At 68.7% G+C, this 22,935-nt stretch carries 19 protein-coding genes; 15 read left to right on the top strand and 4 right to left on the bottom strand.

What is annotated here, in order from left to right:
• Positions 1–33: 33 nt before the first annotated feature.
• The 5 genes from BFN33_RS02430 (at position 34) to BFN33_RS02410 (ending at position 8,122) form a co-directional block, all read left to right on the top strand.
• Positions 34–906, top strand: coding sequence for an ABC transporter substrate-binding protein (locus BFN33_RS02430; protein ID WP_069758151.1), 873 nt, complete (start codon positions 34–36; stop codon positions 904–906).
• Positions 906–2,804, top strand: a complete 1,899-nt coding sequence (locus tag BFN33_RS02425) for a CocE/NonD family hydrolase (RefSeq protein WP_079140518.1) — start codon at positions 906–908, stop codon at positions 2,802–2,804. Before BFN33_RS02430 ends, BFN33_RS02425 begins: the two co-directional genes overlap by 1 nt.
• On the top strand, positions 2,797–4,158 hold the full coding sequence (locus tag BFN33_RS02420) for a CapA family protein (protein ID WP_069758150.1): 1,362 nt from the start codon (positions 2,797–2,799) through the stop codon (positions 4,156–4,158). The genes BFN33_RS02425 and BFN33_RS02420 overlap by 8 nt, the downstream gene beginning before the upstream one ends.
• A 540-nt stretch (positions 4,159–4,698) precedes the next feature.
• Entirely contained in the window at positions 4,699–5,652 is a 954-nt protein-coding gene (locus tag BFN33_RS02415; protein ID WP_079140516.1) for a LysR family transcriptional regulator, read from the top strand.
• A 142-nt stretch (positions 5,653–5,794) separates the two neighbouring features.
• Complete coding sequence (locus BFN33_RS02410) at positions 5,795–8,122, top strand: LuxR C-terminal-related transcriptional regulator (RefSeq protein ID WP_256122600.1); 2,328 nt, start codon at positions 5,795–5,797, stop codon at positions 8,120–8,122.
• 136 nt (positions 8,123–8,258) lie between these two features.
• On the opposite strand, the gene BFN33_RS02405 is transcribed toward BFN33_RS02410, so the two are convergent.
• The gene (locus BFN33_RS02405) at positions 8,259–9,239 is read right to left on the bottom strand and encodes an intradiol ring-cleavage dioxygenase (RefSeq protein WP_079140514.1); all 981 of its coding nucleotides are present in this window, start codon (positions 9,237–9,239) and stop codon (positions 8,259–8,261) included.
• A 337-nt stretch (positions 9,240–9,576) separates the two neighbouring features.
• Positions 9,577–10,497, bottom strand: a complete 921-nt coding sequence (locus BFN33_RS02400; RefSeq protein ID WP_069758148.1) for a LysR family transcriptional regulator — start codon at positions 10,495–10,497, stop codon at positions 9,577–9,579.
• Between the two features lie 117 nt (positions 10,498–10,614).
• Here BFN33_RS02400 and BFN33_RS02395 point away from each other — a divergent pair, with 117 nt between their 5' ends.
• From BFN33_RS02395 to BFN33_RS02350, 10 genes are all read left to right on the top strand, one after another.
• Entirely contained in the window at positions 10,615–11,832 is a 1,218-nt protein-coding gene (locus BFN33_RS02395) for an NAD(P)/FAD-dependent oxidoreductase (protein WP_069758147.1), read from the top strand.
• Between the two features lie 20 nt (positions 11,833–11,852).
• Positions 11,853–13,022, top strand: a complete 1,170-nt coding sequence (locus BFN33_RS02390) for a CaiB/BaiF CoA-transferase family protein (protein WP_069758146.1) — start codon at positions 11,853–11,855, stop codon at positions 13,020–13,022.
• Positions 13,023–13,037: 15 nt separating this feature from the next.
• A complete protein-coding gene (locus BFN33_RS02385) occupies positions 13,038–13,856 on the top strand; it encodes a CoA ester lyase (protein WP_069758906.1) in 819 nt (272 codons plus the stop codon).
• Positions 13,857–14,033: 177 nt separating this feature from the next.
• On the top strand, positions 14,034–15,512 hold the full coding sequence (locus BFN33_RS02380) for an aldehyde dehydrogenase (RefSeq protein WP_069758145.1): 1,479 nt from the start codon (positions 14,034–14,036) through the stop codon (positions 15,510–15,512).
• 37 nt (positions 15,513–15,549) lie between these two features.
• Positions 15,550–15,927, top strand: a complete 378-nt coding sequence (locus tag BFN33_RS02375) for a nuclear transport factor 2 family protein (RefSeq protein ID WP_069758144.1) — start codon at positions 15,550–15,552, stop codon at positions 15,925–15,927.
• 51 nt (positions 15,928–15,978) lie between these two features.
• Complete coding sequence (locus tag BFN33_RS02370; protein ID WP_069758143.1) at positions 15,979–16,989, top strand: fumarylacetoacetate hydrolase family protein; 1,011 nt, start codon at positions 15,979–15,981, stop codon at positions 16,987–16,989.
• Between the two features lie 10 nt (positions 16,990–16,999).
• On the top strand, positions 17,000–18,205 hold the full coding sequence (locus BFN33_RS02365) for a VOC family protein (RefSeq protein ID WP_069758142.1): 1,206 nt from the start codon (positions 17,000–17,002) through the stop codon (positions 18,203–18,205).
• A gap of 52 nt (positions 18,206–18,257) precedes the next feature.
• Positions 18,258–18,584, top strand: coding sequence for a 2Fe-2S iron-sulfur cluster-binding protein (locus BFN33_RS02360; RefSeq protein WP_069758141.1), 327 nt, complete (start codon positions 18,258–18,260; stop codon positions 18,582–18,584).
• Positions 18,562–19,827, top strand: a complete 1,266-nt coding sequence (locus tag BFN33_RS02355) for an NAD(P)/FAD-dependent oxidoreductase (RefSeq protein WP_069758140.1) — start codon at positions 18,562–18,564, stop codon at positions 19,825–19,827. The genes BFN33_RS02360 and BFN33_RS02355 overlap by 23 nt, the downstream gene beginning before the upstream one ends.
• A gap of 28 nt (positions 19,828–19,855) precedes the next feature.
• Positions 19,856–21,055 (top strand): cytochrome P450, encoded by a 1,200-nt coding sequence (locus tag BFN33_RS02350; RefSeq protein WP_069758139.1) that lies wholly within the window; start codon positions 19,856–19,858, stop codon positions 21,053–21,055.
• A gap of 93 nt (positions 21,056–21,148) precedes the next feature.
• Here BFN33_RS02350 and BFN33_RS02345 read toward each other — a convergent pair whose 3' ends face one another.
• Positions 21,149–22,213 (bottom strand): maleylacetate reductase, encoded by a 1,065-nt coding sequence (locus BFN33_RS02345; protein WP_069758138.1) that lies wholly within the window; start codon positions 22,211–22,213, stop codon positions 21,149–21,151.
• A complete protein-coding gene (locus BFN33_RS02340) occupies positions 22,210–22,923 on the bottom strand; it encodes an alpha/beta fold hydrolase (protein ID WP_256122599.1) in 714 nt (237 codons plus the stop codon). Before BFN33_RS02340 ends, BFN33_RS02345 begins: the two co-directional genes overlap by 4 nt.
• Between the last annotated feature and the right edge of the window lie 12 nt (positions 22,924–22,935).

Raw genomic sequence — 22,935 nt, 5'->3', positions numbered from 1 at the left:
CACCGCCCACCACTTCCTCAAGGAGACCCGTCCATGTCCATATCATCCCGTAATAGCCTCGGCCGTCGCAGACTGCTCGCCCTCGCCGCCCTCTCCGGCTTCGTCCTTCCGCTCACCGGCTGCGGAGGCAGCAGCGGCGCGGACACCGGCAAGGCATCGGACCCGTACGGTCTGATCGAGGCCGGGACCATCAGATCCGCCACCCAGACCGGCCAACCCCCCTTCGCCTACGCCGAGGACTCGGGCAAGCCCGCCGGATTCATCGTCGACGTGACCGACGAGGCCGCGAAGCGTCTGGGCCTCAAGGTCGACTACAAGTCGACGTCGGTCGCCGGATCGCTGGCCGGCCTGACCGCCGGTCAGTACGACCTGGCCTCGTCCGGTCTCGGGGTCACCGAGGAGCGGCAGAAGAGCGTCGACTTCACCAAGCCGCTGTTCTGGAGCACCGTGACCGTGCTGACGACCTCGAAGAGCACGATCTCCACCTTCGACGGCTTCAACGGCAAGCGCGTCGGAGTGGTCACCGGATCCTCGCAGGAGGCTCAGCTGCCCACGCGGATACCGAAGGCACAGCCGGTCCGCTTCCAGGCCCAGAACGCGGCGGTGAGCCAGCTGCTCAACGGCAGCATCGACGCCTTCCTGGTGGGCGGCCCCGACGCGACGGAGTTCATCAAGCAGTACAAGGGCCTGCGCCAGGCGGTGTCCGCGCCGGTGGACCACCCGACCTCGATGGCGGTGCCCAAGAAGCACAGCGCCTTCCTCAAGGCGCTCGACAAGGAGATCGGCGCCATGGTCGCCGACGGCACCTACGCCAAGCTCTACCGCAAGTACTTCACCACCCGGCCGCAGCCCGAACTCCTCGCCGCCTGGCCCGCGTTGAAGTCCCAGTTCCCCGGAGTCAAGTAATGCCCGCAGTCGACGACGAGTGGCAGCCGGTCCTGCTGCCCGGCGGGCGCACGTGCTGGCGGCGCGTCCTGCGGACGACGGCGCGGGACGGCATCCAGCTCGTCGCGGACGTCTACGCCGACCGGCCCGACCCGGGACCGGGCCCGGTCATCCTGGAGCGCACGCCGTACGGCCGCCGGGCCGCGCGCACCTCGGACGGCGCCCTCGGCGGCGAGATTCCGCCGGCACCCGAGACCGTGGCCGAGGTGTTCACCCGCGGCGGGTACCGGATCGTACGGCAGGACTGCCGCGGCCGGGGCGACTCGCAGGGCACCTTCGTCAAGTACCTGAACGAGGCGACCGACGGCTACGACACCGTCGAGTGGATCGCCGAACAGCCCTGGTGCGACGGCCGGGTGGCGACCATGGGGGTCTCCTACTCCGCACACGCCCAGGCAGCCCTGGCCTCCCTGGGCGCGCCGCACCTGGCCGCGATGTTCCTCGACTCCGGCGGCTTCGCCAGCGCCTACGAGGCCGGCACCCGGATGGGCGGAGCCTTCGAACTCAAGCAGGCCACCTGGGCGTTCCACCGGGCCAAGGTGAGCGAGACGGTGCGCACCGATCCGGTCCTGCGCGCCTCACTGGAGTCGGAGGACCTTCGGGCATGGTTCACCCGCATGCCGTGGCGGCGCGGCGCGAGCCCGCTCCGCTTCGTCCCCGAGTACGAGGACTACCTCCTCGAGCAGTGGGAGAACGGCGCCTTCGGCCCCTACTGGCAGCAGCCGGGCATCTACGCACGCGGCTTCTACGACGACTTCCCGGACGTCCCCAGCCTGCACATGTCCAGCTGGTACGACCCCTACATCCGCACCGCCACCGAGAACTTCCGCGAGCTCGGCCGAAAGAAGCACAGTCCCGCGTACCTGGTGCTCGGCCCGTGGACCCACGGCGGGCGCAGCCACAGCTTCGCCGGTGACGTCGACTTCGGTCCGCAGGCCCGACTGGACGGCAGCCTCGCCGAGCACTACGCGGCGATGCGACTGAGCTGGTTCGACGCCCACCTCGGCCCGGACGGCATGGCCGAACCGCCGCCTGCGGTGCGGTACTTCCTCATGGGCGGCGGCTCCGGACGGCGCACCGCCGAAGGGCGGCTCGACCACGGCGGCCACTGGTGCACGGCGACCTCGTGGCCGCCCGAGGAGAGCGCGAACCTCACCCTCGTCCTCGGCAGCGCGGGCACCCTCGAGACGGCCGTCGTCACGAGCGACGCCCAAGGCTCCTTCCTGGAATACGACTTCGACCCCCGCGACGCGGTGCCGACCCTCGGCGGCCAGGTCACCTCCGGCGAACCGGTGATGAGCGGCGGCGCCTTCCACCAGCACCCCGACGACCGGTTCTTCGGCGTGGCCGAGCCCCACCTGCCCCTCGACAGCAGACCCGACGTGCTGGTGTTCCAGACCCCGCCGCTCACCGAGGACCTGGCGGTCGCCGGGCCGGTCGCCGTGCATCTCACCGTGTCGTCCACCGCCCGCGACACCGACTTCACGGTCAAGCTCATCGACGTCCACCCGCCCAGCGAGGACTATCCGCAGGGTTTCGCCATGAACCTCACCGACGGCATCCTGCGCTGCCGCTACCGCAACTCCTTCAGCGAGCCAGAGCTGATGACGGCGGGGGAGACGTACGAGATCACGGTGGAGGCGCCCGACACAGCGAACCTGTTCCTGGCCGGCCACCGGCTGCGGCTCGACGTCAGCTCCAGCAATTTCCCGCGCTTCGACGTCAACTCCAACACCGGGGGTACGGAAGTCGGCGACCGTCGCAAGGTCGTCGCCACCAACCGCGTCCACACGGGCGGCCGTTCGTGGCTGACCCTGTCCGTACTCCGCCCGAAGCTTGAGGGCGCCCCGCATGACTGACGGAAGGCTGTCTGACTCCTGGCGCCTGGCCAACGTGCATGACGGCTTCACTCTGACCGCCGTCGGTGACCTGGTCGTGGACGACGCGCTCGCCCCGCTGCTGGAAACCCGCTCGCCCGGCCTGCTGGACCTGCTGCGGTCGGCGGACGTGACCTTCGGCAACTTCGAGAGCACAGCCGTCGACCTTACGGACTTCGACGGCTGGCCCGAGGCCGAATCCGGCGGATCATGGCTGATCAGCACCTCGCGGGTGCCCGCGGATCTACGCCGGATCGGGTTCGACCTGATGGCCAGGGCCAACAACCACACCACCGACTGGGGCGTGGCCGGCATGCGGTCCACCGACCGTCTGCTCACCGAGGCGGGCATCGTCCACGCCGGCACCGGCGATACCCTCGCCGACGCGCGTTCTCCGCGCTTCCTCACCACCCCCGCCGGCCGCGTCTCCCTGGTCTCCGTCGCTTCCCGCTTCGAGCCCATGTCCCGGGCCGCCGACCCCCTGGGCCGCGTCCCCGGCCGCCCCGGTGTCAACGCCCTGCGCACCACCCGCCATGTGCTCGTCGCGGCCCAGCGTCTTCGCGAACTCGCCCTGATCCGTGACGCGTTGCCGCCCGGCTCGGTCCGCGCCTCCGTCCTCGCCGCCGACCGCAGGGACGGCACCGTGACCCTCTTCGGCACCCGCTACGCCGCGAAGCCCGGTCCCGGACCCCACACCGACGCCGTGGAGTTCCACTTCGTCGTGCACGAGTCGGACCGCGACGAGGTGCTGCACGCTGTCCGGCAGGCCAAGCAGACCTCCGACTTCACGATCGCCACGATGCACACCCACGAGCCGGGCAACTATAGCCAGGAGCCCCCCGACTTCCTCCCGCTCATCGCCCGCGAGACGATCGACAACGGCGCCGACGCGTTCCTCGGCCACGGCCCCCACCAGCTCCGCGGCATCGAGGTGTACCGGGGACGCCCGATCTACTACTCCCTCGGCAACTTCATCTTCATGGAGAACACCCAGCAGCCACTGACCCCGGGTGCCTACGACAAGGACGGCAGCCGCGAGCACGAGACCGAGGCCGAGTTCCTGGAACGCAAACGGGTCCATGGCGTCTTCGGCGAACAGATCTGGTACGAGTCCGTGGTCGCGGTCAGCCGGTTCGACGGCGACGGTGCCCTCCGGGCCGTGGAACTGCATCCGATCGAACTGCACTGGGACGGCCCACGCGATGCCGACCGTGGCATTCCCCGGCTCGCCGACCGTCCCACCGCGGAGCGGATCCTGCTACGCCTGCAACGGCTCTCCAAGCCCTTGGGCACGCAGATCACCATCCGGGAGGGCATCGGACACCTCAGCCTCTGACCGGTCGATGGGTGCTTGCGAGGCGTGACTGGGCCGGCGAAAGCGCCCACGATGATCTGCGCGTTGATCGCCCAGGGGCCGGCTCCGGACCGGGAGCCCGATGCGCGCAAGTACATGTACGAGGTGTCTTTATGTTGACCCGCTCTGGCTGAACTCGGTCACCGATGGTGCGCCCTGCACCGTCACTCCTCGCGAGAGAAGCCCCCCGAGAACACCGCCGTCCTCATCGACCAGATCCCGACATCCGAGCTGAACCCGCCCCGCACGCTGCCTGACAACGGGCGAGCGCGCTCGCACTACACGTAGGACCCGGAACTACGTAGCGGATACGTGTTCGTCCGAATGCGGGCGGCGGGCGGAAGGCGGAGGGTGGAGCCTCATCTACCTGCCCTCATGCGGAAAAGAGGTGACCACGATGACCGGTCGGGACGCCGAAAGCCGTGGGAAACCGGGTCTTCGTCGTGGACGTTTCGTTCGCCCGACGTTGCCCGCGGGACTGCCGTGGGCCGCCCGACGCGCCGGCGGCGGGGAGGAGTGACCATGGAACTGCGCGAGCTCGAGTGGTTCACGACCCTGGCCGAGACCGAGCACATGACGGAGGCCTCGCTGCGCTTGAATGTCAGCCAGCCCACCCTGTCGCGAGCCTTGGCCCGGCTCGAGCGCAAGCTCGGGGTGAAGCTTTTCGACCGTCATCACAACGGGCTGCGGCTCAACAAGTACGGGGAGATCTTCCAGGCCCACGCCCTACGGGCCATGAGCGAGCTCGACATGGGCGAGGAGCGGATCGTCACTCTGGTCGATCCGGAGCGAGGCTCGGTATCGCTCGGGTTCCTGCACTCGTTCGGCGGATGGCTGGTGCCCGACCTCTTGAACCGCTATCGCAAGCTCGCCCCGAGCACGTCCTTCGAGCTGCGCGGTGGCGCCTGTGACACCGTGATCGACGACGTACGTCGAGGGAATGTCGACATCGGCTTCGTGGCTCCCGAGCCGGTCGCCGACGATCTGGACTGGATCCCGCTCGGGCGCGAGCCGCTGTGCCTCGGCGTTCCGCCGGGCCACGTGTTCGAGGGCCGCGACCAGGTGGCGATCGCCGACCTTGCGCACGAGCCGATGGTCGCTCTCAGGGCCGGGTTCGGTCTGCGTCACGTCACGGACCGCTTGTGCCGTGAAGCAGGGTTCAGTCCCCGTGTCGAGATCGAGGTGACCGAGCTCTCCACCCTCCACGCTCTGGTGGCGGCGGGAATGGGCGTGGCTGTCGTGCCCGCACCAAGAACGGGGCACACTCCGGGACCCACGATCCGCGGCATCCCGTTCAGTGACCCGACCGCCTTCCGGCACTACGGCGCGGTCACCCGGCGGTGCGGGCCGAGCGGCCTGGCCGCGAGGCGCTTTCTGAAGTTCGTCGAGAGAGGCTCGACGCCTCCCTCGCAGTCAGGGCGACCGGCAGCCAAAGAAACCGTGACGGGAGCGCTCACGGCAGCCAGGACCGCCTGATCGAACTGGCCGGGCCGCACCCGCCGCCGGCGTGAGTGGCCCCGGACATGCTCGCGTCCCGCCCGACCGGCAGAGGGGCAGGCGGCAGTCGGTGCGTGCAGATGGGTTTGCCCGTGGGGGACGTCGGCCCAGAATGACCCTCATGAGCAGGCACGCAGCCACCTTTCGACCGTCGGCATCCCCTTCGACCGCTCTGTTCGGACGTGAGGGTGAGGTTGCCGCTGCCCGCCAGCTGTTCTCTTCCCACCGCCTCGTGACGCTCACCGGTCCCGGCGGGGTGGGCAAGACCTCGTTGGCTGCCGCGATGGCGACGACACTCGAACGAGCTTTCACAGAGGGGACGTGGTTCGTCGAGCTGGGTGCTCAACGGAGCTCGGACACCATCGCCGAAACGGTGGCGACGAGCCTCGGGCTGAGTGCCGTACCGACCATGGAAGCCGAGGAACAACTCCGCCGTCATGTGGCGGGCCGCTCGATGCTCCTGGTCCTGGACAACTGCGAGCACGTCCTCCCGGGATGCCGACGACTCGTGACCGCACTCCTCGCCGCCTCCAGCGAGCTGCGGGTGCTGACCACCAGCAGAGAGCCGCTGAGGATCAGGGATGAGCGCGTGATCGTCGTCCGCCCCCTGCCCGTTCCTCCGCAGGAGCGGGACGTCACCGTAGGTGAGCTGCGCGACTATCCGGCTGTGGCCATGCTCGAAGCCCGCGCCAGGGCCGTCAACGATCAGTTCGAGATCACCGAGTACGAGACGTCGGCAGTGGCGAAACTGGTCGCTCGCCTGGACGGCATGCCGCTGGCCATCGAACTCGCCGCCGCGCGACTGCGGTCCCTGCCGGTGAAGGAGCTGCTGGACCGCATCAACGATCGATTCGCGCTCCTGAACCGGGGCGACCCCACCGCGACTCCGCACCACCACTCGCTCGACGCGCTGGTGCGGTGGAGCTACGACCTCTGCTCCCGGGACGAGCAGCTGCTCTGGGCGAGGATGGCCGCCTTCAGCGGCAGCCCCGATCTTGCGGCGATCCAAGCCGTGGGGGGTTTTCCGCCCCTGGAAGGCGCCAAGCTCATCGACGCGCTCGACGGCCTGGTCTCCAAGTCGATCCTCCTCCCTGAACTGACGCGGGGAGACATGCGCTACCGGCTCCTGGAGACGCTGCGAGATTTCGCCCTGGAGCGCGCTCAGGGGAGTGAGGACCTCGTCCACGCTCGGAGTGCGCACGTGGCGTACTACCGGGCGTGCGCGACGCACTCCGCGAGTAATTTCTTCGGCCCTGGCCAGGCCGATGCCATACAGCGGTTGGAATCCGATTTCAGTAACCTCGAGCTGGCCTTCAACGATCTCTCCCGGGACCCGGGTAGCTCCCGGGACGTGTTGGAGTTCGCATCAAGCCTTCGCTTCTACTGGATCACCGGCCATCTCCGTGAAGGCAGACGCTGGCTGGAGCGGGCACTTGCCGTGGACATGGCCGAATCCGTCGAACGTGGCAACGCTCTCTGGGCAGCGGCGGCGGTCATGGCCATGCACGGGGAATTGCCCAGGGCCCAAGAATTCCTGAGAGAGGCCGACGAGATCGCGCGCTCGACCAAGGACCGGAGGCTGGCTGCGCACACGGCTACATGGAGAGGGCAAACCGCCCTGACCGCAGGGGATCTCGACGCCGCCCAGGAAGCCTTGGAGGCGGCATATAGAGGTCACACGGACCTGTCGGACGCAGAGGGGCAGCTCATAACCCTGTTCCTGCTCGGGATGGTCAAGAGTGTGCTGGGAGACCACCAGGGGGCGTCGGACGCCTGCCAGGAAGTCGTCAGCCTCAGCGAGAGCCTGGGCGAGACGTGGGTGCGCTCCTACGCCCTGTGGGTGCTGGCGTTCGACGCCTGGACGCGTCAGTCCTTGGACGTCGCGAATGAGCTGGCCAAGCAGAGCCTCGAGCTCAAACACGACTTCCGGGACGACCTCGGCACGGCGCTCGTCATCAACCTGATGGCCGGCATCGCCCTGGACAACGGCGACCCCAGAAGGGCGGCAGAGCTGCTCGGGGCCGTCGCAGCCATGTGGACCCTGCTCGACACCGGACTCAAGGCCTTCGGGCCGGTGCTTGTCTCGCGGTACGAAGCCATTGAGCGCGCCGTACGAGACCGCCTGGGAGAAGGCGCGTTCCAACGAATCCACGAGATGGGGCGGCGCCTGGAGCCGGGCCGACGCATGAGCCTCGCACTCGGCGGTGCTGCCGGCGCACCGGAGGACCAGGCAGCCGTAGTGGCCGAGCTCGACCTGCTGACTCGAAGGGAAAGGGAGGTCGCGTCACTGCTTGCGGAGGGCCTCAGCAATCGGTCCATTGCCACAAGGCTTGTGCTTTCCCCGAGAACAGTCGAGGTCCACGTAGAACACATTCTTCACAAGCTCGGCTTTCGCTCGCGCACCGAAGCAGGCGTATGGGCGGCCCAGGCGCTAGGGGGCGAGGGGTGACGCTTCGGGTCAGGACGGGCCGAGACCGAAGACGGCGAGGTCGGTGAAGACCCGGCTGATCGGCTCCCGGCGCCGGATAGCTGATAGGCGCACGCGGGCACCGGCTTAGGTGCGCCGGAGGATGTGAAGAGGGCCGTCATGACGTAGACGTCCTTGGCTCCGATCGCGAGGTCCATGTTGCCGCCGACCGCGAGGACGGGGCCGCGCTCGCCGGTGTGCCGGTTGGCGAGGCAGAAGGCGCCAGCACGATGTCGAACCTGACGCGCGCCCAGTCGTGGTCCACCGGGCGGCCGTCGGGGGGCAAGGTGCCCGCGGGTTGCTGTACGAAGTCCTTGACCAGCGACTCCTTCACGCCGAAGACGGCGTCCGTGCCGAGCAGCTCGTCACCGCGCACGAAGATGTGCGTCACCAGCCGGCGGGTGCCCGGCGCGGTCACCATGAAATGCAGGTGCGAGGCGCGCATGGGCGACCGGCCCGCAGCGGCGAGCAGCCGGCCGACGGGGCCGTCGTGCGGGATCGGGTACGGCGTGGGCGTGATCGCCCAGAAGCGGTAGCCGCCGTCCTCGTCAGTGAGGAGATGGGCCCGCGCGGCCACCCGGTCGTCGTCGTACTGCACGTCGTAGAGGCCGTCGTGGTCGGCCTCCCATACGTCGATGCGCGCGCCGGGCACAGGTTTGCCCTCGGAGTCGGTGACGGTTCCCTCGACCCAGCACGGTTGCCCCTGGGCGCCGAAGGCGATGTCGCCGCCGTTGTCGATGCGTGGCGAGCCGTCGACGAAGAAGGGCCCGAAAACGGTGGCCTCCGTGGCGTCGCCGTACACCTCGTTGTTCATGGCGATGGTCTGCATCGAGACGCCCAGCACGTCGGAGAGCAGGACGAACTCCTGCCGCTTGTCGTCGGTGACGTGGCCTGCCTCGGTGAGGAAGTCGATGCCCGTCTTCCACTCCGCCTGGGTGAGCCGGACCTCGCGCAGGAAGGCGTGCAGATGCCGGACGAGCGAGCGCAGGACTTGGTCGAGCCGGGGTTTCTCGCAGTCGTCGAACGAGCGCAGCACGCGCTGGACGAGGTCGTCCTCGCGGGCACGCTGCTCTGCGGAGAGTTCCTGGGGCAACGTCATCGGGACTCGCTTCCCTGGTTCCTTGTGTGTCTTCATCACAGCCGGCCTCCCGCTCGGTCCGGCAGGAGGTGCGGCGGCGCGTCGCGGCACCGACGAACCGGCCGTCATCTTTGAGGTCGCGGGATTCATGGCTGACCCGGGTGCGGCAGTCGAGCACGAGGTCCCCTCTGGCCAGTGATCCCTGTGCGTCCATCGTGCGAGGCGGCCTGTTCGATGGGAACCGGCGGGTTGTTGAGGAGTCCTATGCGTCAGGTGCATGAGAGGCCGCGAGGACAGACGTGCGCGCCCTCCCGGCCGACCTGCTCGGCGCGGCGTCCCTGTCGGGGAAAGGGGCGGCTCAGTCGGCCGACTCCCCGGTCTCGTCCACTCCGAAGAGCCCGGCGAACCTCCCGGCGACGGGTGTCACGATCCCGTCCTGCCTGCGCACAAGGCCCAGAGGCAGCTCGGGCCAGCCCCCGGCGACGGGGACCCGGTCCACGCCGGGGTGGTGCGCGGCCATCTCGTCGCTCATCACCGATACGCCGAGACCTGCCGCGACCAGTGTCACCGCGGTTTGCACCGTCGGGACGGGGATGATCTTCGTGGGACTCCCGCCCACGGAGGTGAAGCGGTCGTCGATGAGCCGCGAGAGGCTTCGCGCGCCTGGCAGCCTTCTGGGCAGAATCCACGTCTGGTCCCTCAGGCCGGCAAGGGAAAGGGGCTCCGAGGCACCGAGATTCCAGCTTTGCGGGGCGATCAGCGTCAGCGGCAGCGTCGCGACGACCTCGACGGTGAAAGCGACGTCGCCGATGGGCTGCAACGGTTCCTGGGGCAGAACGGGAATCACGGCGAGGTCCAGGTAGCCGTTGGCGAGGTTCTCGAGCTGAACCCGCGGTGGTGCGTCCATCAGTTCGAGCGATACCCGAGGGTGCGCGGAAAGGAACGATGCGACGCGTGTGCTCACGACCCGCCACAGCCCCATGGGCTCGGCTCCGACCCGCAGTTCCCCTTCGAGCCCTTCACCCATCGCCCGCAAGGTCGCGGACAGCCGCTGCTCCTCGGCGATGAGCCGTCGGCCGGCGGCCTGCAGGTAACGACCGGCCGGAGTCAGGGTGACGCCGCGCGGCAACCGGTTCAGCAAGGGCACGCCGAGCTCCGATTCGAGCTTCGCCATGGCCGTGCTGAGCGGCGGCTGGGACAGGTGCAGTGCCTTCGCCGCCTCGGTGATGGATCCGGCGTCCGCCACGGCGAGGAAGTACCTGATGTTCCGCAGATCCATGCGCGGAGTGTATCGAAGCGACGAACAACCAACATTGGACCAATGGCTGCCTCTCCAGCAAGGTGACTTGAGGCTCGCGGTCCGTATCGGCCGGTGGCTTCCAGAGCTGGAGGACAGGTGGCAGAGGAACAACAGGTGATCGTCGCAGGGGCCGGGCCGACCGGGCTCCTCAACGCACTCGGCCTGGCGCAGCAGGGCGTCGCCGTCACTGTGGTCGAGCGGGCGTCGGCCCTGCAGGACGCGCCACGGGCGATGGTCTACCACTGGGCCACACTCGATGGTCTGGCTCGTCTGGGTGTCCTCGACGACGCGCTTCGGGCCGGGTTCCTGAAGCAGGACTATGCCTACCGGGTGCGTCGGACCGGCGAGATCATCGCGTACGGACTGCACGCGCTCGAGGGCAGGGTGCGGCGCCCCTACAACCTGCATCTGGGGCAGGGAGCGCTGGCCCAGGTGATCCTGCGGCACCTGGAGACGTTTGAGAACGCCCGCGTGCTCTGGGACCACGAGGTCACCGCGGTCATCCAGGACAGCGACGGGGTCGAGGTCACCGTCCGCACCGAGAGCGGCGGGAAGGTTCTGCGCGCCCCCTGGCTCGTCGGAGCAGACGGCGCCGGCTCCAGGGTCCGTGTCGAGGCCGGGCTCGGTTTCGACGGCATGACATGGCCCGAGCGGTTCGTCGCGACGAACGTGCGCTTCCCCGACGCCCGCCCGGGCTGGGCGCAGTCGACGTTCTACGTCGACGACGTCTACGGCGCGATCATCGCCAAGATCGACGAGTCGGGTGACCACGGCCTGTGGCGCTACACCTACATGGAGGATGACGCGCTGCCCGCCGAGTCCGCGGCCGAGCGGCTCCCGAAATTCCTCGCCGGCGTGTTCGGGGAGGACATCGCCCAACGCACGGAGTTGGTCGCGCTCTCGCCGTACCGGATGCATCAGCGCAGCGCGTCCGCCTACCGCGCGGGCCGGATCCTGCTCGCCGGCGACGCGGCACACGCCACCAATCCGACCGGCGGCCTCGGACTGACGATGGGACTCTTCGACTCCTACGTCCTGAACGAGGCACTCGGCGCCGTGATCCAGCAACGCGCCGACGAGGGCGTCCTCGACCTCTACGCCGAACTGCGTCGCCGCGCCTTCCTGGAGAGGGCGAGCCCGCGGGCCTCCGCGAACAAGCGACTGCTCTTCCACTCCGCCGATCCGGTCAAGCTCGACGAAGACCTCGAAGTCTTCCGGCGGATGTCACGCGACCCCGAGTTCGCCGCGGAACGCCTGTATTTCACAAAGGAGTTGGAGACCCCCTCCCTGCTCGCCGCACAGACCCGTGTCTGAGACAATCGAAGGAATTCAGCATGAACCCCCTCGACGGACTCCTCGTCGTCTCCCTCGAGCAGGCCGTCGCCGCGCCGTTCGCGACGCGTCAGCTGGCTGATCTCGGAGCCCGAGTGATCAAGATCGAGCGTCCCGGCGCCGGCGATTTCGCCCGCGGCTACGACGAAACCGTCCGCGGGCTGGCGAGCCACTTCGTCTGGCTCAACCGGTCGAAGGAGTCAGTGGCGCTCGACCTGAAGAGCGACCACGGCAGGTCGGCCGTTGCGGCTCTGGTGAGCCGGGCCGACGTGTTCGTCCAGAATCTGGCCCCTGGCGCGGCCGAGCGGCTCGGGCTCGGCGCCGAAGCGCTCCGAGCCGTCAACCCCCGCCTCGTCCACGTCTCGATCTCCGGCTACGGCGGCGACGGACCCTATGCCGACAAGAAGGCGTACGACCTGCTCGTCCAGTGCGAGGCCGGCCTGGTCTCCATCACCGGCACCCAGGACGAGCCTTCGAAGGTCGGCATCTCCATCGCGGACATCGCCTCGGGCATGTACGCGTACAGCGGCATCCTCTCCGCACTCATCCAGCGCGGTCGGACAGATGAGGGCGTCACGATCGAGATCTCGATGCTGGAGGCGCTCGCCGAATGGATGGGCTATCCGCTCAACTACGCCATGTACGGCGGCACGCCACCAGAGCGGACCGGGGCGCGACACGCGGCCATCGCTCCGTACGGGCCGTTCCGTTGCGGGGACGGCGAGCAGGTCTTCCTCGGGCTCCAGAACGAGCGCGAGTGGGCCACGTTCTGTGAGCGGATCCTCGGCGAGCCGACCCTCGCCGTCGACCCGAGATTCATCCGGAACTCCGCGCGAGTGGAGCACAGCACGCAGCTGCAGGCCGAGATCGAGCGGGCCTTCCGTGACAGCACCGCCGAGGAGGTCGCACAGCGACTCGAGGCCGCGGGCATCGCGAACGCCCTGCTGAGGGACATGACCGGCCTGGCGCATCATCCGCAGCTCAAGGCCCGAGGACGCTGGCTGGAGTACGACTCACCGGCCGGGACCCTACGAGCGCTCATTCCGCCGGCGACTTTCGTGGGCGCGAAGCCGGTCATGGGCCGGGTTCCGGAAGTCGGCGAACACACCGACGCCGTACTTGCCGAGTTCGGAGCACTGCCGCCGACAGAGCTCACGGACAGCCGCCGTTAGGTGCGGGTGGTCAGCATGCCGCACACACATCGGGACAACGTCGTACAAGCGGCGAGGTCGTTTCTCTTCGTGCCCGGCGATCAACCGGCGCGCTTCGACAAGGCGGTCGACTCGGGCGCAGATCTGGTGGTGATCGACCTCGAGGACGCGGTCGCGGGAGACCGCAAGGACAGCGCGCGCGCAGCAGCGGTCGAGTGGCTCTCACATGGTGGTCGTGCATGCGTGCGGATCAACGAAGCGTCGAGCCCGCGGTACGGCACCGACCTCGACGCCCTTGCCGGAATCCCCGGCCTCGTGGCGGTCATGGTTCCGAAAACCGACTCGCCGGAGTCGTCGACGGCTGCCGCCGAGCGGGCCGGCGTACCGGTGATCGCCTTGATCGAGTCGGCGATCGGCATGGTCCGCGTCCATGACATCGCCCGCACCCCCGCAGTCGCCCGCCTGGCTTTCGGGCACCTCGACTACGCACTCGACCTGGGCGCCGACCCCGGGTGGAGCGCGATGCTCCACGCCCGGTCGTCCCTGGTACTCGCATCGAGGGCGGCCGCGCTGCCAGGCCCCGTCGACGGTGTCACCACGGCGCTGGACGACGCCGAGGCCCTTGACGGGGATCTGAGACGGGCGAAGGAGACCGGCTTCACGGCGAAGCTCCTCGTCCACCCCAAGCAGGTGGCGCTCACCCACGCCGCCTTCCGGCCCGACGAGGAGGCGGTCCGCTGGGCCCGCCGCGTCGTCGCATCCGCCATGGGGAGCAGCGCTGCCCGCGTGGACGGACACATGGTCGACGCCCCGGTCCTCGCACGGGCCAAGGCCATCCTGCAGCGAGCCGGCTGACACCCGCACCGGCGTACCGGCGTACCGGTGGCGCAGCACGCCGTGCCCGTGGGTCTGCGCACACCTTCATGCACCAGATGAATCACCGGGCGAACATTCCCGGCCTCGTCAACTCCGGCTCCGGCCAACATCCTTTGTTTACAGGCGATGTCCGTCTTGTGACAGGCAGGAGAAGCCATGTCCCTCACCACCCAGCGCCCCAGCGACCTCGACCGGAAGCGCTTCTTCATCGATGGAGAATGGGCCGCCCCGAGCGGCGACCGCGTGCAGGAGCAGATCGAGGCCGCCACGGGTGAGCGCATCGGCGTGGCCGCGCTGGGCACGGAAGCGGACATCGACGCCGCCGTCCGCGCCGCCCGGCGCGCCCTGGACGAAGGACCGTGGGGTCGTACCACCGCGGCCGAACGTGCCGAGGTGCTGCGCAGGTTCGCGGACGCGCTCGAAAAGCGCGCCGGGGACACCTCGACCCTGGTCAGCCGCGAGAACGGAATGCCGATCGGGCTCTCGCAGATGCTGAACGGCGGGGCGCCCGCCGTCCTCCTGCGGATCTATGCCGACGTCGTCGAGAGCCTTCCGCTGGAGGAGGCGCGCCCGAGCATGGCCGGCTCGACGATCGTCCGCCGCGAACCGGTCGGCGTGGTCGGCGCGATCACACCGTGGAACTTCCCGCAGGCGCTGGCCATGTTCAAGATCGCACCCGCACTGGCCGCCGGGTGCACGGTGGTGCTGAAGCCCTCGCCGGAGACCGCGCTCGACTCGTACGTCTTCGCCGACGCCGCCCAGGAAGCCGGGCTGCCGGCAGGCGTGCTGAACATCGTGCTCGGTGACCGTGATGCCGGCGCCGCACTCGTGTCCCACCCGCTGGTCGACAAGATCGCCTTCACCGGGTCCACCGAGGCCGGCCGGGCCATCGGCCAGGAGTGCGGACGGCTGATCCGCAGGGTCACCCTCGAACTGGGTGGCAAGTCGGCTGCGATCTTCCTCGAGGACGGGAACGTCGAGACACTCCTCGCCGGCCTGGACAACGCCTCCTTCCTCAACAACAGCCAGACCTGCACGACCCAGTCGCGGATCCTCGTCGCACGCTCCCGCTACGACGAAGTCGTCGACGCCGTCGCGGGTTTCGCTGACGCGTACCAGCTCGGAGACCCCCTCGACCCCTCGGTGACGCTGGGGCCGATGGCCACCCGTGCGCACCTCGAACGGGTCCTCGACTACATAGAGATCGCCAAGAACTCGGACGCCCGACTCGTCACCGGCGGTGGCCGGCCAGATCACCTGGAGAGGGGATGGTTCGTGCAGCCCACAGTCTTCGCCGACGTGGACAACGCCGACCGGCTCGCCCGCGAGGAGGTGTTCGGCCCGGTCATGGCCCTCATCCCCTTCGACGACGACGATGACGCGGTCCGGATCGCCAACGACAGCAACTACGGTCTCGGCGGCTCCGTCTGGAGCGCCGACGAGGACCGCGCGCTGGCCGTGGCGCGCCGCGTCCGCACCGGCACCATCGGGCTCAACTACTACACCCTCGATCTCGGCGCCCCGTTCGGCGGCTACAAGGACTCGGGCATCGGCCGCGAACTCGGTCCGGAGGGGATCAACGCCTACCTCGAGTACAAGTCGGTCTACGCCTCGACGAAGTACCTCCCGGCATGAGCCGGACACCAGGAACAACACGAGAGGAAGGGCAGTGATGACGAGTCCCGTCGAGGTCGTCAGCGCCTACTTCGCCTCAGTCGCCGCGGGCGATCCGCAGGCCGTGGCAGCCCTCTTCGCCGCGGACGCCGTCCTGCAGAACGCCGTCGGCACGCTGACCGGTGCCGACGCGATCAGGCGGATGTACGAAAACGGTCTCGCGCCCGGTGCGATGAAGCCGAACCCCAAACGACTTGTCGTCGATGGCGAGAACGTCGCTGTCGAGATCGACCTGATCGCGAACGGGAATGCCGTGGCACTCGCCGACTTCTTCACCGTCCGCGACGGGAAGATCGCGCGTCTGGCCATTTACAGCCTCACCCCCACCGACGGACGTCTCTTCGACAAGGTCGGCGTCGACCCCGACGCGGCGTGATCTGCCGCCCCGCCGTACGGGGCGTTTCCCCACCAGTTCACAAGGAGAACAATGAAGGTCGCAGTATTCGGCCCCGCTCGGCGGGTCGGTGTGGTGCACGAAGGTTCCGTCGTCGACATCAACGCCGCGTACGCGAAGTACCTGGCCGAGACCTCTTCTGCCGCCCGGCCACTCGCTGACGCGGCCGCAGCAGTCCCCGCTCACCTCAACGCGTTCATCGAAGAGGGGGCGCGTGCCCTCGACGGTGCACGGGCCGCACTGGAGTACCTGCTGAAGCAGGCGCAGGACGTGCGTGGGGCGGCAGGTGAGCAGCTCTGGTTCGGACTTGACGAGACGCGGCTGCACGCCCCGATCGAGGGCCAGTCCCGCATCCTGTGCGCTCTGGCCAACTTCGCCGACCACATGCAGAGCGCGGCCGAGAACTCTCACGGCGAGGACACCGAGGCGACCATCAACCGTCTCCTCGCGGGAGGACCCAAGTTCTTCGTGAAGGACCACCGTGCCGTCACCGCGAGCGGCGATCCGCTGCGCTACCCGGCACGCACCCAGCGGCTGGACTACGAGGCGGAGGTGGCCGTCGTGATCGGCAAAAGCGGCCGCGACATCAAGGGCGATGACCTCGCTTCCCATGTGTGGGGCTACACCCTGTTCAACGACTGGTCGGTGAGGGACAACGTCTCCTTCGGCCCCGACTTCATGTACTCGAAGAACTTCGACGGCTCCGCGACGATCGGACCCTGGATCGTCGTCGACGACGGTATCGATCCGCAGGACATCCCCATCGAATGCCGGGTCAACGGCGACGTGCGCCAGAGCGGCAACACGCGTTCCATGGTCCACTCCTTCGCCGCGCTCGCCGAGCATCTCTCCAGGGACACAACCCTGTTGCCCGGTGACCTGATTGCCAGTGGCACGCCCAAGGGCACCGCCGTCGACTCCAGCCGGCAGCAGTCCGACGGATCGTTCCCGGACACGCTGTTCCTCAAGCCCGGTGACGTCGTGGAAGTCTCCTCCGCCCTGATCGGCACCATCCGCAACGAAGTCGTCAAGCCGACCGACTGAGGAGACCAACATGACCACGCAGAAGTTCCAGGTCGGCGGCGTCCTGTACGACCGCCCCTTCAAGATCCGGCGGCTCAACCACTTCGGCGTCAGCGTCGACAACACCGCCGAGTCGGCGGGGTTCTACCGGGACGTGCTCGGATTCGCGGTGTCCGACGCCCTCGATCTCCAGAAGTACGACCCGGGCCCCTGGCTCGACTCGGTGCCCGACAAGCACGTCTACTTCCTGCGCCACAACAGCGACCACCACACCTTCGTGCTCATGCCGCGCCCGTGGATCGAGCACCGGGAGCCGCCGGCCCGTTCGGACATCACCGTCAACCAGATCACCTGGCAGGTCGGCAGCCTGCGCGAGGTCGTCGAGGCGCGGCTCTGGCTCGCCGAGCTGGGGCAGAAGATCGGGCGCTACGGCCGCGACCCCGGGTCCAACTGGCACACCTACTTCCCGGACCCGAGCGGCCACACCAACGAGCTGGAGTACGGCATCGAGCAGGTCGGCTGGGACGGCCTGAGCAAGCCCGAGGTGACGTGGCCGTGGCTCAACGAGCATCCCGAGCTGCCGTACAAGGCGGAGTCGACCGAACTCGCCGAAGCCCGCACCAGCGGCATCGATCTGACGTCGGGTCACCGCTGGGTGGATGAGCTGCCCAAGACGTACGACGTCGGCGGTGTTCTGCTCGCGCGACCGTTCAAGCCGGTGCGGATCGGACCGGTGAGCATCTTTGTCGAGGACCTCGATGCGGCGGAGCGCTTCTACACCGAGCGTCTCGGCCTGCGGACGAGCGAGGAGTCCTCGATCGCCGGCCACCGCGTCCTCTTTCTGCGGGCGAACACCGAGCATCACAGCCTGACGCTCCTCCCACTGGAACTGCGCAGCGTGCTCGGCGCGCGCGAGGACACCACCTTGCTCGCCTTCGGTGTACAGGTCGGTTCCTACGAGCAACTCCGCGCGGCGAAGGAGTACTTGGAGGAAATGGGCGTCAAGCTCATCGACCTGCCGCAGGAGATCCACGCGGGGATCGACTACGTGATCCACGCGGTCGCCCCCGACGGGCACGTGATGCAGCTGTACTACTACATGGAGCAGGTCGGCTGGGACGGCCGCGTACGGCCGACGGACGAACGCCGGAAGGTCCAGGCCGGCGTGTGGCCACAGACGCTGACGCCGCTGTCCGACACCTACGGCGGCGAGACCTTCTGGGGACCGCTCGGCTGAGGGACTCCGCCGCGCCATCCGTCGCTCATGACGCGCTAAGAGAGAGGTTCTGTTGCCTAAGATCATCTTCCACCATGCCGGAGGCACGACGGACATCGTCGAGGCGGATGCCGGTGTCAGTGTGATGCGGGCGGCCGTGCAGAACGGCGTGGTCGGCATCGTCGGTGAGTGCGGGGGGCAGGCGATGTGCGCGACCTGCCATGTCCTCGTTCGTGATCCTTACGTGAGCGAGCTGCTGCCCATCGGCGATGACGAGGAAGAAATGCTCGAGTGCACGGCCAGCCCGCGCGACGGGCGACGCAGCCGCCTGGGGTGTCAGCTGACGCTGGGCGTGGATCTGCAGGAGGTCGAGGTCGATGTGCCCGAATCCCAGGTCTGACCCTGCCGGGCGCCGAGTGGTCGTCATCGGTGCCGGACAGGCCGGGGTTCAGGTCGCGGATGCGTTGCGCCAGAGCGGCCATGTCGGTCCCATGGCCCTCGTCGGCGACGAGCCCGTCCTGCCCTACCAGCGACCACCGCTGTCCAAGGAGTACCTGTCGCCCGCGGGGACACGGACGGCGCCGCACTTGCGGGCGCAGCAGTACTTCGCAGACCACCGCATAGACCTGTACATCGGTGTCACCGCGGCCACTGTGGAGCTGCGATCGCGAGCCGTTCGGCTGTCCGACGGTCGCGAGTTGCCCTACGACGTCCTGGTGCTGGCCACCGGGGCGGCCAACCGCACGCTCGCCGTCCCAGGAGCCGACCTGGCGGGTATCCATACGCTGCGTACCCTCGCCGATGCCGAGACCCTGCGTTCGGCCCTGCCCGACAGCCGGGCGGTCCTCGTCGTCGGTGCCGGATTCATCGGCCTGGAGTTCGCCGCTGCGGCCCGCGAGCATGGGCTCCGGGCCACCGTCATCGAGGCCGCGGACCGCCCCCTGGGGCGAGCCCTGTCCCCGGAAATGGCAGGCCACATCGCCGCCGCACACCAGAAGGCCGGCACCGATCTACGGCTCGGTGAGGCGGTCGCACGGTTCACCGGCGACGGCGGTCGCGTGAACGGTGCCATCAGCACAAAGGGCGCAAGGTACCCGGCCGATCTGGTACTCGTCGGTATCGGCGTCGTGCCGCGGGTCGAACTCGCCGTTCAGGCCGGCCTTCCGGTCGCGGACGGGATCGTCGTCGACGAGTATCTGCGCACCGCCGATTCTGCGGTCTACGCCGTCGGTGACTGCGCCAACCACCCCAACGTGCACGCCGGTGTCCGGATGCGGGTGGAGTCGGTACAGAACGCCACCGACCAAGCTCGCCACGCCGCCTCGATGATCCTCGGTGGCACTGACACCTACGCGGACCTGCCCTGGTTCTGGAGCCACCAAGGTGAGCTGAAGCTGCAGATCGCCGGCGTGCGCCGGCCCGATGACGAGAGTGTCGTGACCGGTGATCCCGATGTCGGCCGTTTCTCGGTCTGCTGCTACCGGCGGGGCCGCCTCGTCGCTGTCGAATCGCTCAATTGTCCCGCTGACCACGTGGCGGCGCGGCGCGTGCTGGCGGCCGGTCGCTCACCAGAACCCGGACAACTGCGCGATCCGGGGTTCAGCCTCAAGGAGTTCGCCCGGAAGACCGTGGCGGCCCGCTGAGTATCCGCACTTCCTCCGAGGAGCTCCCATGACAATGACGTCGCCTTCTCCTGTGCCCAGCGCGGACTGGGTGGACCCCGTGGTGATGTCCGCCGATCCCTACCCCACCTACCGCCGTCTGCTCGACGAATCCCCGGTGGCATGGGTCCCCTCGCTGAACCTGTATCTGGTGACCTCGTCCCGGGCGTGCCGGGCCATCGAAGAGGACCAGCAGACCTACAGCGCGAAACTCACCGGGGACGGCGGCACCATGGCCAGGGCGGTGGGCGCCCGGCCGATGCTCAGCAAGGACGACCCTGACCACGCGACCGAGCGGCGAGTGATCAACCCCACCCTGCGGCCCAAGAACCTGCGCGCCCGCTGGGCCCCGGTGTTCGAACACAACGCTCGCACTCACCTCGTCGCCCTGCGCGAGCAGGGCCCCGACCAGGCCGAGCTCAACCGCGACTACGCCGCCCCCGTCGCCTCGCAGAACCTGATCGACCTGCTGGGATTCAAAGACGTCGACATCGAGGACATGCGGCGTTGGTCGAACGCCTTCGTCGCGGGCATCGGCAACCTCTTCGACGATCCGGAGATCTGGCGACGCAACGACGCGGCCCGCGAGGAGGTCGATGCCCTGCTCGACGAACTCATCCCTTACTACCGGTCCCACCCGGACGACACGATCGTATCCGCGTTCGCCAACGCAGAGCTCCCGCTGACGCAGGTCATCGCGGACATCAACCTGATCATTTCCGGTGGCATGAACGAACCGCAGCACGCGATCACGAGCTCGGTGTGGGCTTTGAGCCGCCATCCCGGCCAACGCGAGCGGGCGCTCGCCGATCCGGCCCTGTGGCCGGCGGTGTTCGACGAGACCGTGCGATGGCTGTCCCCGATCGGCATGTACCGTCGGGTGACGACGCGTGAGGTTGTGCTGAGGGACGTGACGCTTCCGGCGCACGCACCGATCGGCGTTGTCGTCGGCGCGGCCAATCGTGACCCCGCCGAGTTCGATGGCGCCGATGAGTTCGACATCACCCGCCCCCGACAGCCGCACCTCGCTTTCGGCAGCGGCGTGCACCTGTGCGCCGGTCACTGGGCCGCCCGCATCGGCATCGGGGAGATCGCGATACCGTTGCTGTACACGGAACTTCCGGGGCTCCGCACCGACCCGCGTCGCCAAGAGGCATGGCACGGCTGGTTCTTCCGCGGGCTCACCACACTTCCCGTGACCTGGAACTGACCGGGTGCAGCAGGAGGCGCCCGGTCCCCGCCGTCTACTACTGGTGCGTAGTCTGCTCGCCGGAGACGGCATCCACGGTCGCGGCCCCGTCTCTCACTCGACAGCGTCGCCCGCCCAGGCCGCGTGCAGCAGCGCCTCGAGGGCGGCTCGGGTCACCGGGCGGGGGTTGGACGGCGGGACGGCCGGGAGGATGATGCCGGCCGCCTCGGGGATGGCCTCCTCCTTGAAGCCGAGCTCCCGCAACGACATCGGGGCCTCGACCTCCTGCCGGAGTGCGTGGATTCCGGCAGCGGCAGTGCGGCCGTCGCCGATGGCCGCGGCGATGCGTTCGGCGGCGTCAGCGGCGTACGGGGCGTTGAACGCCGTGACGTAGCCGATGACTACGGAGTGCGTCTCGGCATGCGGCATGTTGTAGGTGCCGCCGAGCGCGTGGCAGATCTTGTGGTGCATTCCGGAACCCGCCGAGGCAAACGCGACCGCGGCGAGGTAGGCACCGTAGAGCGTTTGCTCGCGGGCCCCGATGTCGTCGGGGTCGGCGTGCAGGGCGCGCAGTCCGGGGAAGAGGGCGCGCAGTCCCTCCGACGCCATCGCCTTGTTGATCGGGTCCTGCCGGGGTGCCCAGAACCCGTCGACGGCGTGTGCGACCGCGTTGAGGCCGCTGGCGACGGCCAGTTGTCCGGGCAGGCTCGCCATCAGGGACGCGTCGTAGACGATGACCTTCGGCAGTACCTTGTCGTCGACGCCTGTGGTCTTGCGCGCGTCCTCCGTGACGCCCCATACGTTCGTCGCCTCGGAGCCGGCGAAGGTGGTCGGCACCGCGATGATCGGCAGGTGGGTATCCCGGGCGACGATCTTCGCCAGGCCGATGGAGGACCCGCCGCCGATCGTGACGACCGCATCGGCCTGGTGCTCTCGCGCAAGCGCGACGGTTCTCGTGGCGTTCTCGACCGGCACGTGCTGGACGATCTCGTGGACCCGCGCCACGACGGGGGTCCGTTCGGCGATCGCGTCGCAGAGGGCCATCGCGAACGCGTCCGCGATGAGCAGTACCCGCTTCACGCCGAGGCCCTGAACCGCCTCCACCGTGTTGGCGACGGCGGCATTGGTGCCCAACAGCACCCTCTGGCCGTGCGTCGTGTGATCGAACGAGAGCGTCATGGTGTTGTCCTCCGGGCTCGGCCGTCACTGCGCACAAGCCAGTCCCTGATGCGTGCTGCGACTGCGGCCGGGTCTTCGAGGGGGGAGAGGTGGCCGATCCCTTCCAGCACATGCAGCTCCGCATCGGGGATCGAACTCGCCATCTCCGCGCTCAGCCGGAGTGGAGTGATCACATCGGCATCACCCGCGACGATCAATGTGGGCGCCGCGATCTTCGCGATCTCCGATGTGCGATCGCGACGGTCCAGCACCGCGAGTTGCTGTGCCTTGAAGACTTCGGCGCCGAGGCCACGAGCCATCGCGGCCGCGAGGGCGGTCACATCGGGGCGGGCCGGCGCGACGGCACCACTGACCAGGTCCACCGCCTCGTCGAACCGGCCGGACTCGGCCAGTTCGACGACGCCGATCGAGCTCTGCCTGCGGTCGGGCGGTGCGGCGATCGCGGACGTGTTCAGCAGCGCCAGTCCCGCGACCCGCCCAGCCGCTTTGAGTGCGATGTCCAAGGAGACGTAGCCTCCCATCGAGATCCCGGCCAGGTAGAACCGGTCCGGTGCCTGGGTGAGCAAGTCGTCCGCCATGGACGCGATCGAGGTCCCGCTGCCTTGAACGACCACGCATTCCACGAGGTCGTGGACCCGGTCGACGACCGGGTGCCACAGCCGGGCATCGCAGCCCAGAGCGGGCACGAGGACCAACGGATACTGGAGCACGGTCGGCTCCCT

Origin of the sequence: Streptomyces sp. LUP47B, from assembly GCF_001746295.1 — a bacterium.
Taxonomy (GTDB): domain Bacteria; phylum Actinomycetota; class Actinomycetes; order Streptomycetales; family Streptomycetaceae; genus Streptomyces.
This window is presented reverse-complemented; position numbering and strand designations above follow the sequence as displayed.

Bases quoted from the DNA above. Each gene is read 5' to 3' on its own strand.
- BFN33_RS02430 (WP_069758151.1), top strand. From the start codon at position 34: ATGTCCATATCATCCCGTAATAGCCTCGGCCGTCGCAGACTGCTCGCC.
- BFN33_RS02425 (WP_079140518.1), top strand. From the start codon at position 906: ATGCCCGCAGTCGACGACGAGTGGCAGCCGGTCCTGCTGCCCGGCGGG.
- BFN33_RS02420 (WP_069758150.1), top strand. From the start codon at position 2,797: ATGACTGACGGAAGGCTGTCTGACTCCTGGCGCCTGGCCAACGTGCAT.
- BFN33_RS02415 (WP_079140516.1), top strand. From the start codon at position 4,699: ATGGAACTGCGCGAGCTCGAGTGGTTCACGACCCTGGCCGAGACCGAG.
- BFN33_RS02410 (WP_256122600.1), top strand. From the start codon at position 5,795: ATGAGCAGGCACGCAGCCACCTTTCGACCGTCGGCATCCCCTTCGACC.
- BFN33_RS02405 (WP_079140514.1), bottom strand. From the start codon at position 9,239: ATGACGTTGCCCCAGGAACTCTCCGCAGAGCAGCGTGCCCGCGAGGAC.
- BFN33_RS02400 (WP_069758148.1), bottom strand. From the start codon at position 10,497: ATGGATCTGCGGAACATCAGGTACTTCCTCGCCGTGGCGGACGCCGGA.
- BFN33_RS02390 (WP_069758146.1), top strand. From the start codon at position 11,853: ATGAACCCCCTCGACGGACTCCTCGTCGTCTCCCTCGAGCAGGCCGTC.
- BFN33_RS02385 (WP_069758906.1), top strand. From the start codon at position 13,038: ATGCCGCACACACATCGGGACAACGTCGTACAAGCGGCGAGGTCGTTT.
- BFN33_RS02380 (WP_069758145.1), top strand. From the start codon at position 14,034: ATGTCCCTCACCACCCAGCGCCCCAGCGACCTCGACCGGAAGCGCTTC.
- BFN33_RS02375 (WP_069758144.1), top strand. From the start codon at position 15,550: ATGACGAGTCCCGTCGAGGTCGTCAGCGCCTACTTCGCCTCAGTCGCC.
- BFN33_RS02370 (WP_069758143.1), top strand. From the start codon at position 15,979: ATGAAGGTCGCAGTATTCGGCCCCGCTCGGCGGGTCGGTGTGGTGCAC.
- BFN33_RS02365 (WP_069758142.1), top strand. From the start codon at position 17,000: ATGACCACGCAGAAGTTCCAGGTCGGCGGCGTCCTGTACGACCGCCCC.
- BFN33_RS02355 (WP_069758140.1), top strand. From the start codon at position 18,562: ATGTGCCCGAATCCCAGGTCTGACCCTGCCGGGCGCCGAGTGGTCGTC.
- BFN33_RS02350 (WP_069758139.1), top strand. From the start codon at position 19,856: ATGACAATGACGTCGCCTTCTCCTGTGCCCAGCGCGGACTGGGTGGAC.
- BFN33_RS02345 (WP_069758138.1), bottom strand. From the start codon at position 22,213: ATGACGCTCTCGTTCGATCACACGACGCACGGCCAGAGGGTGCTGTTG.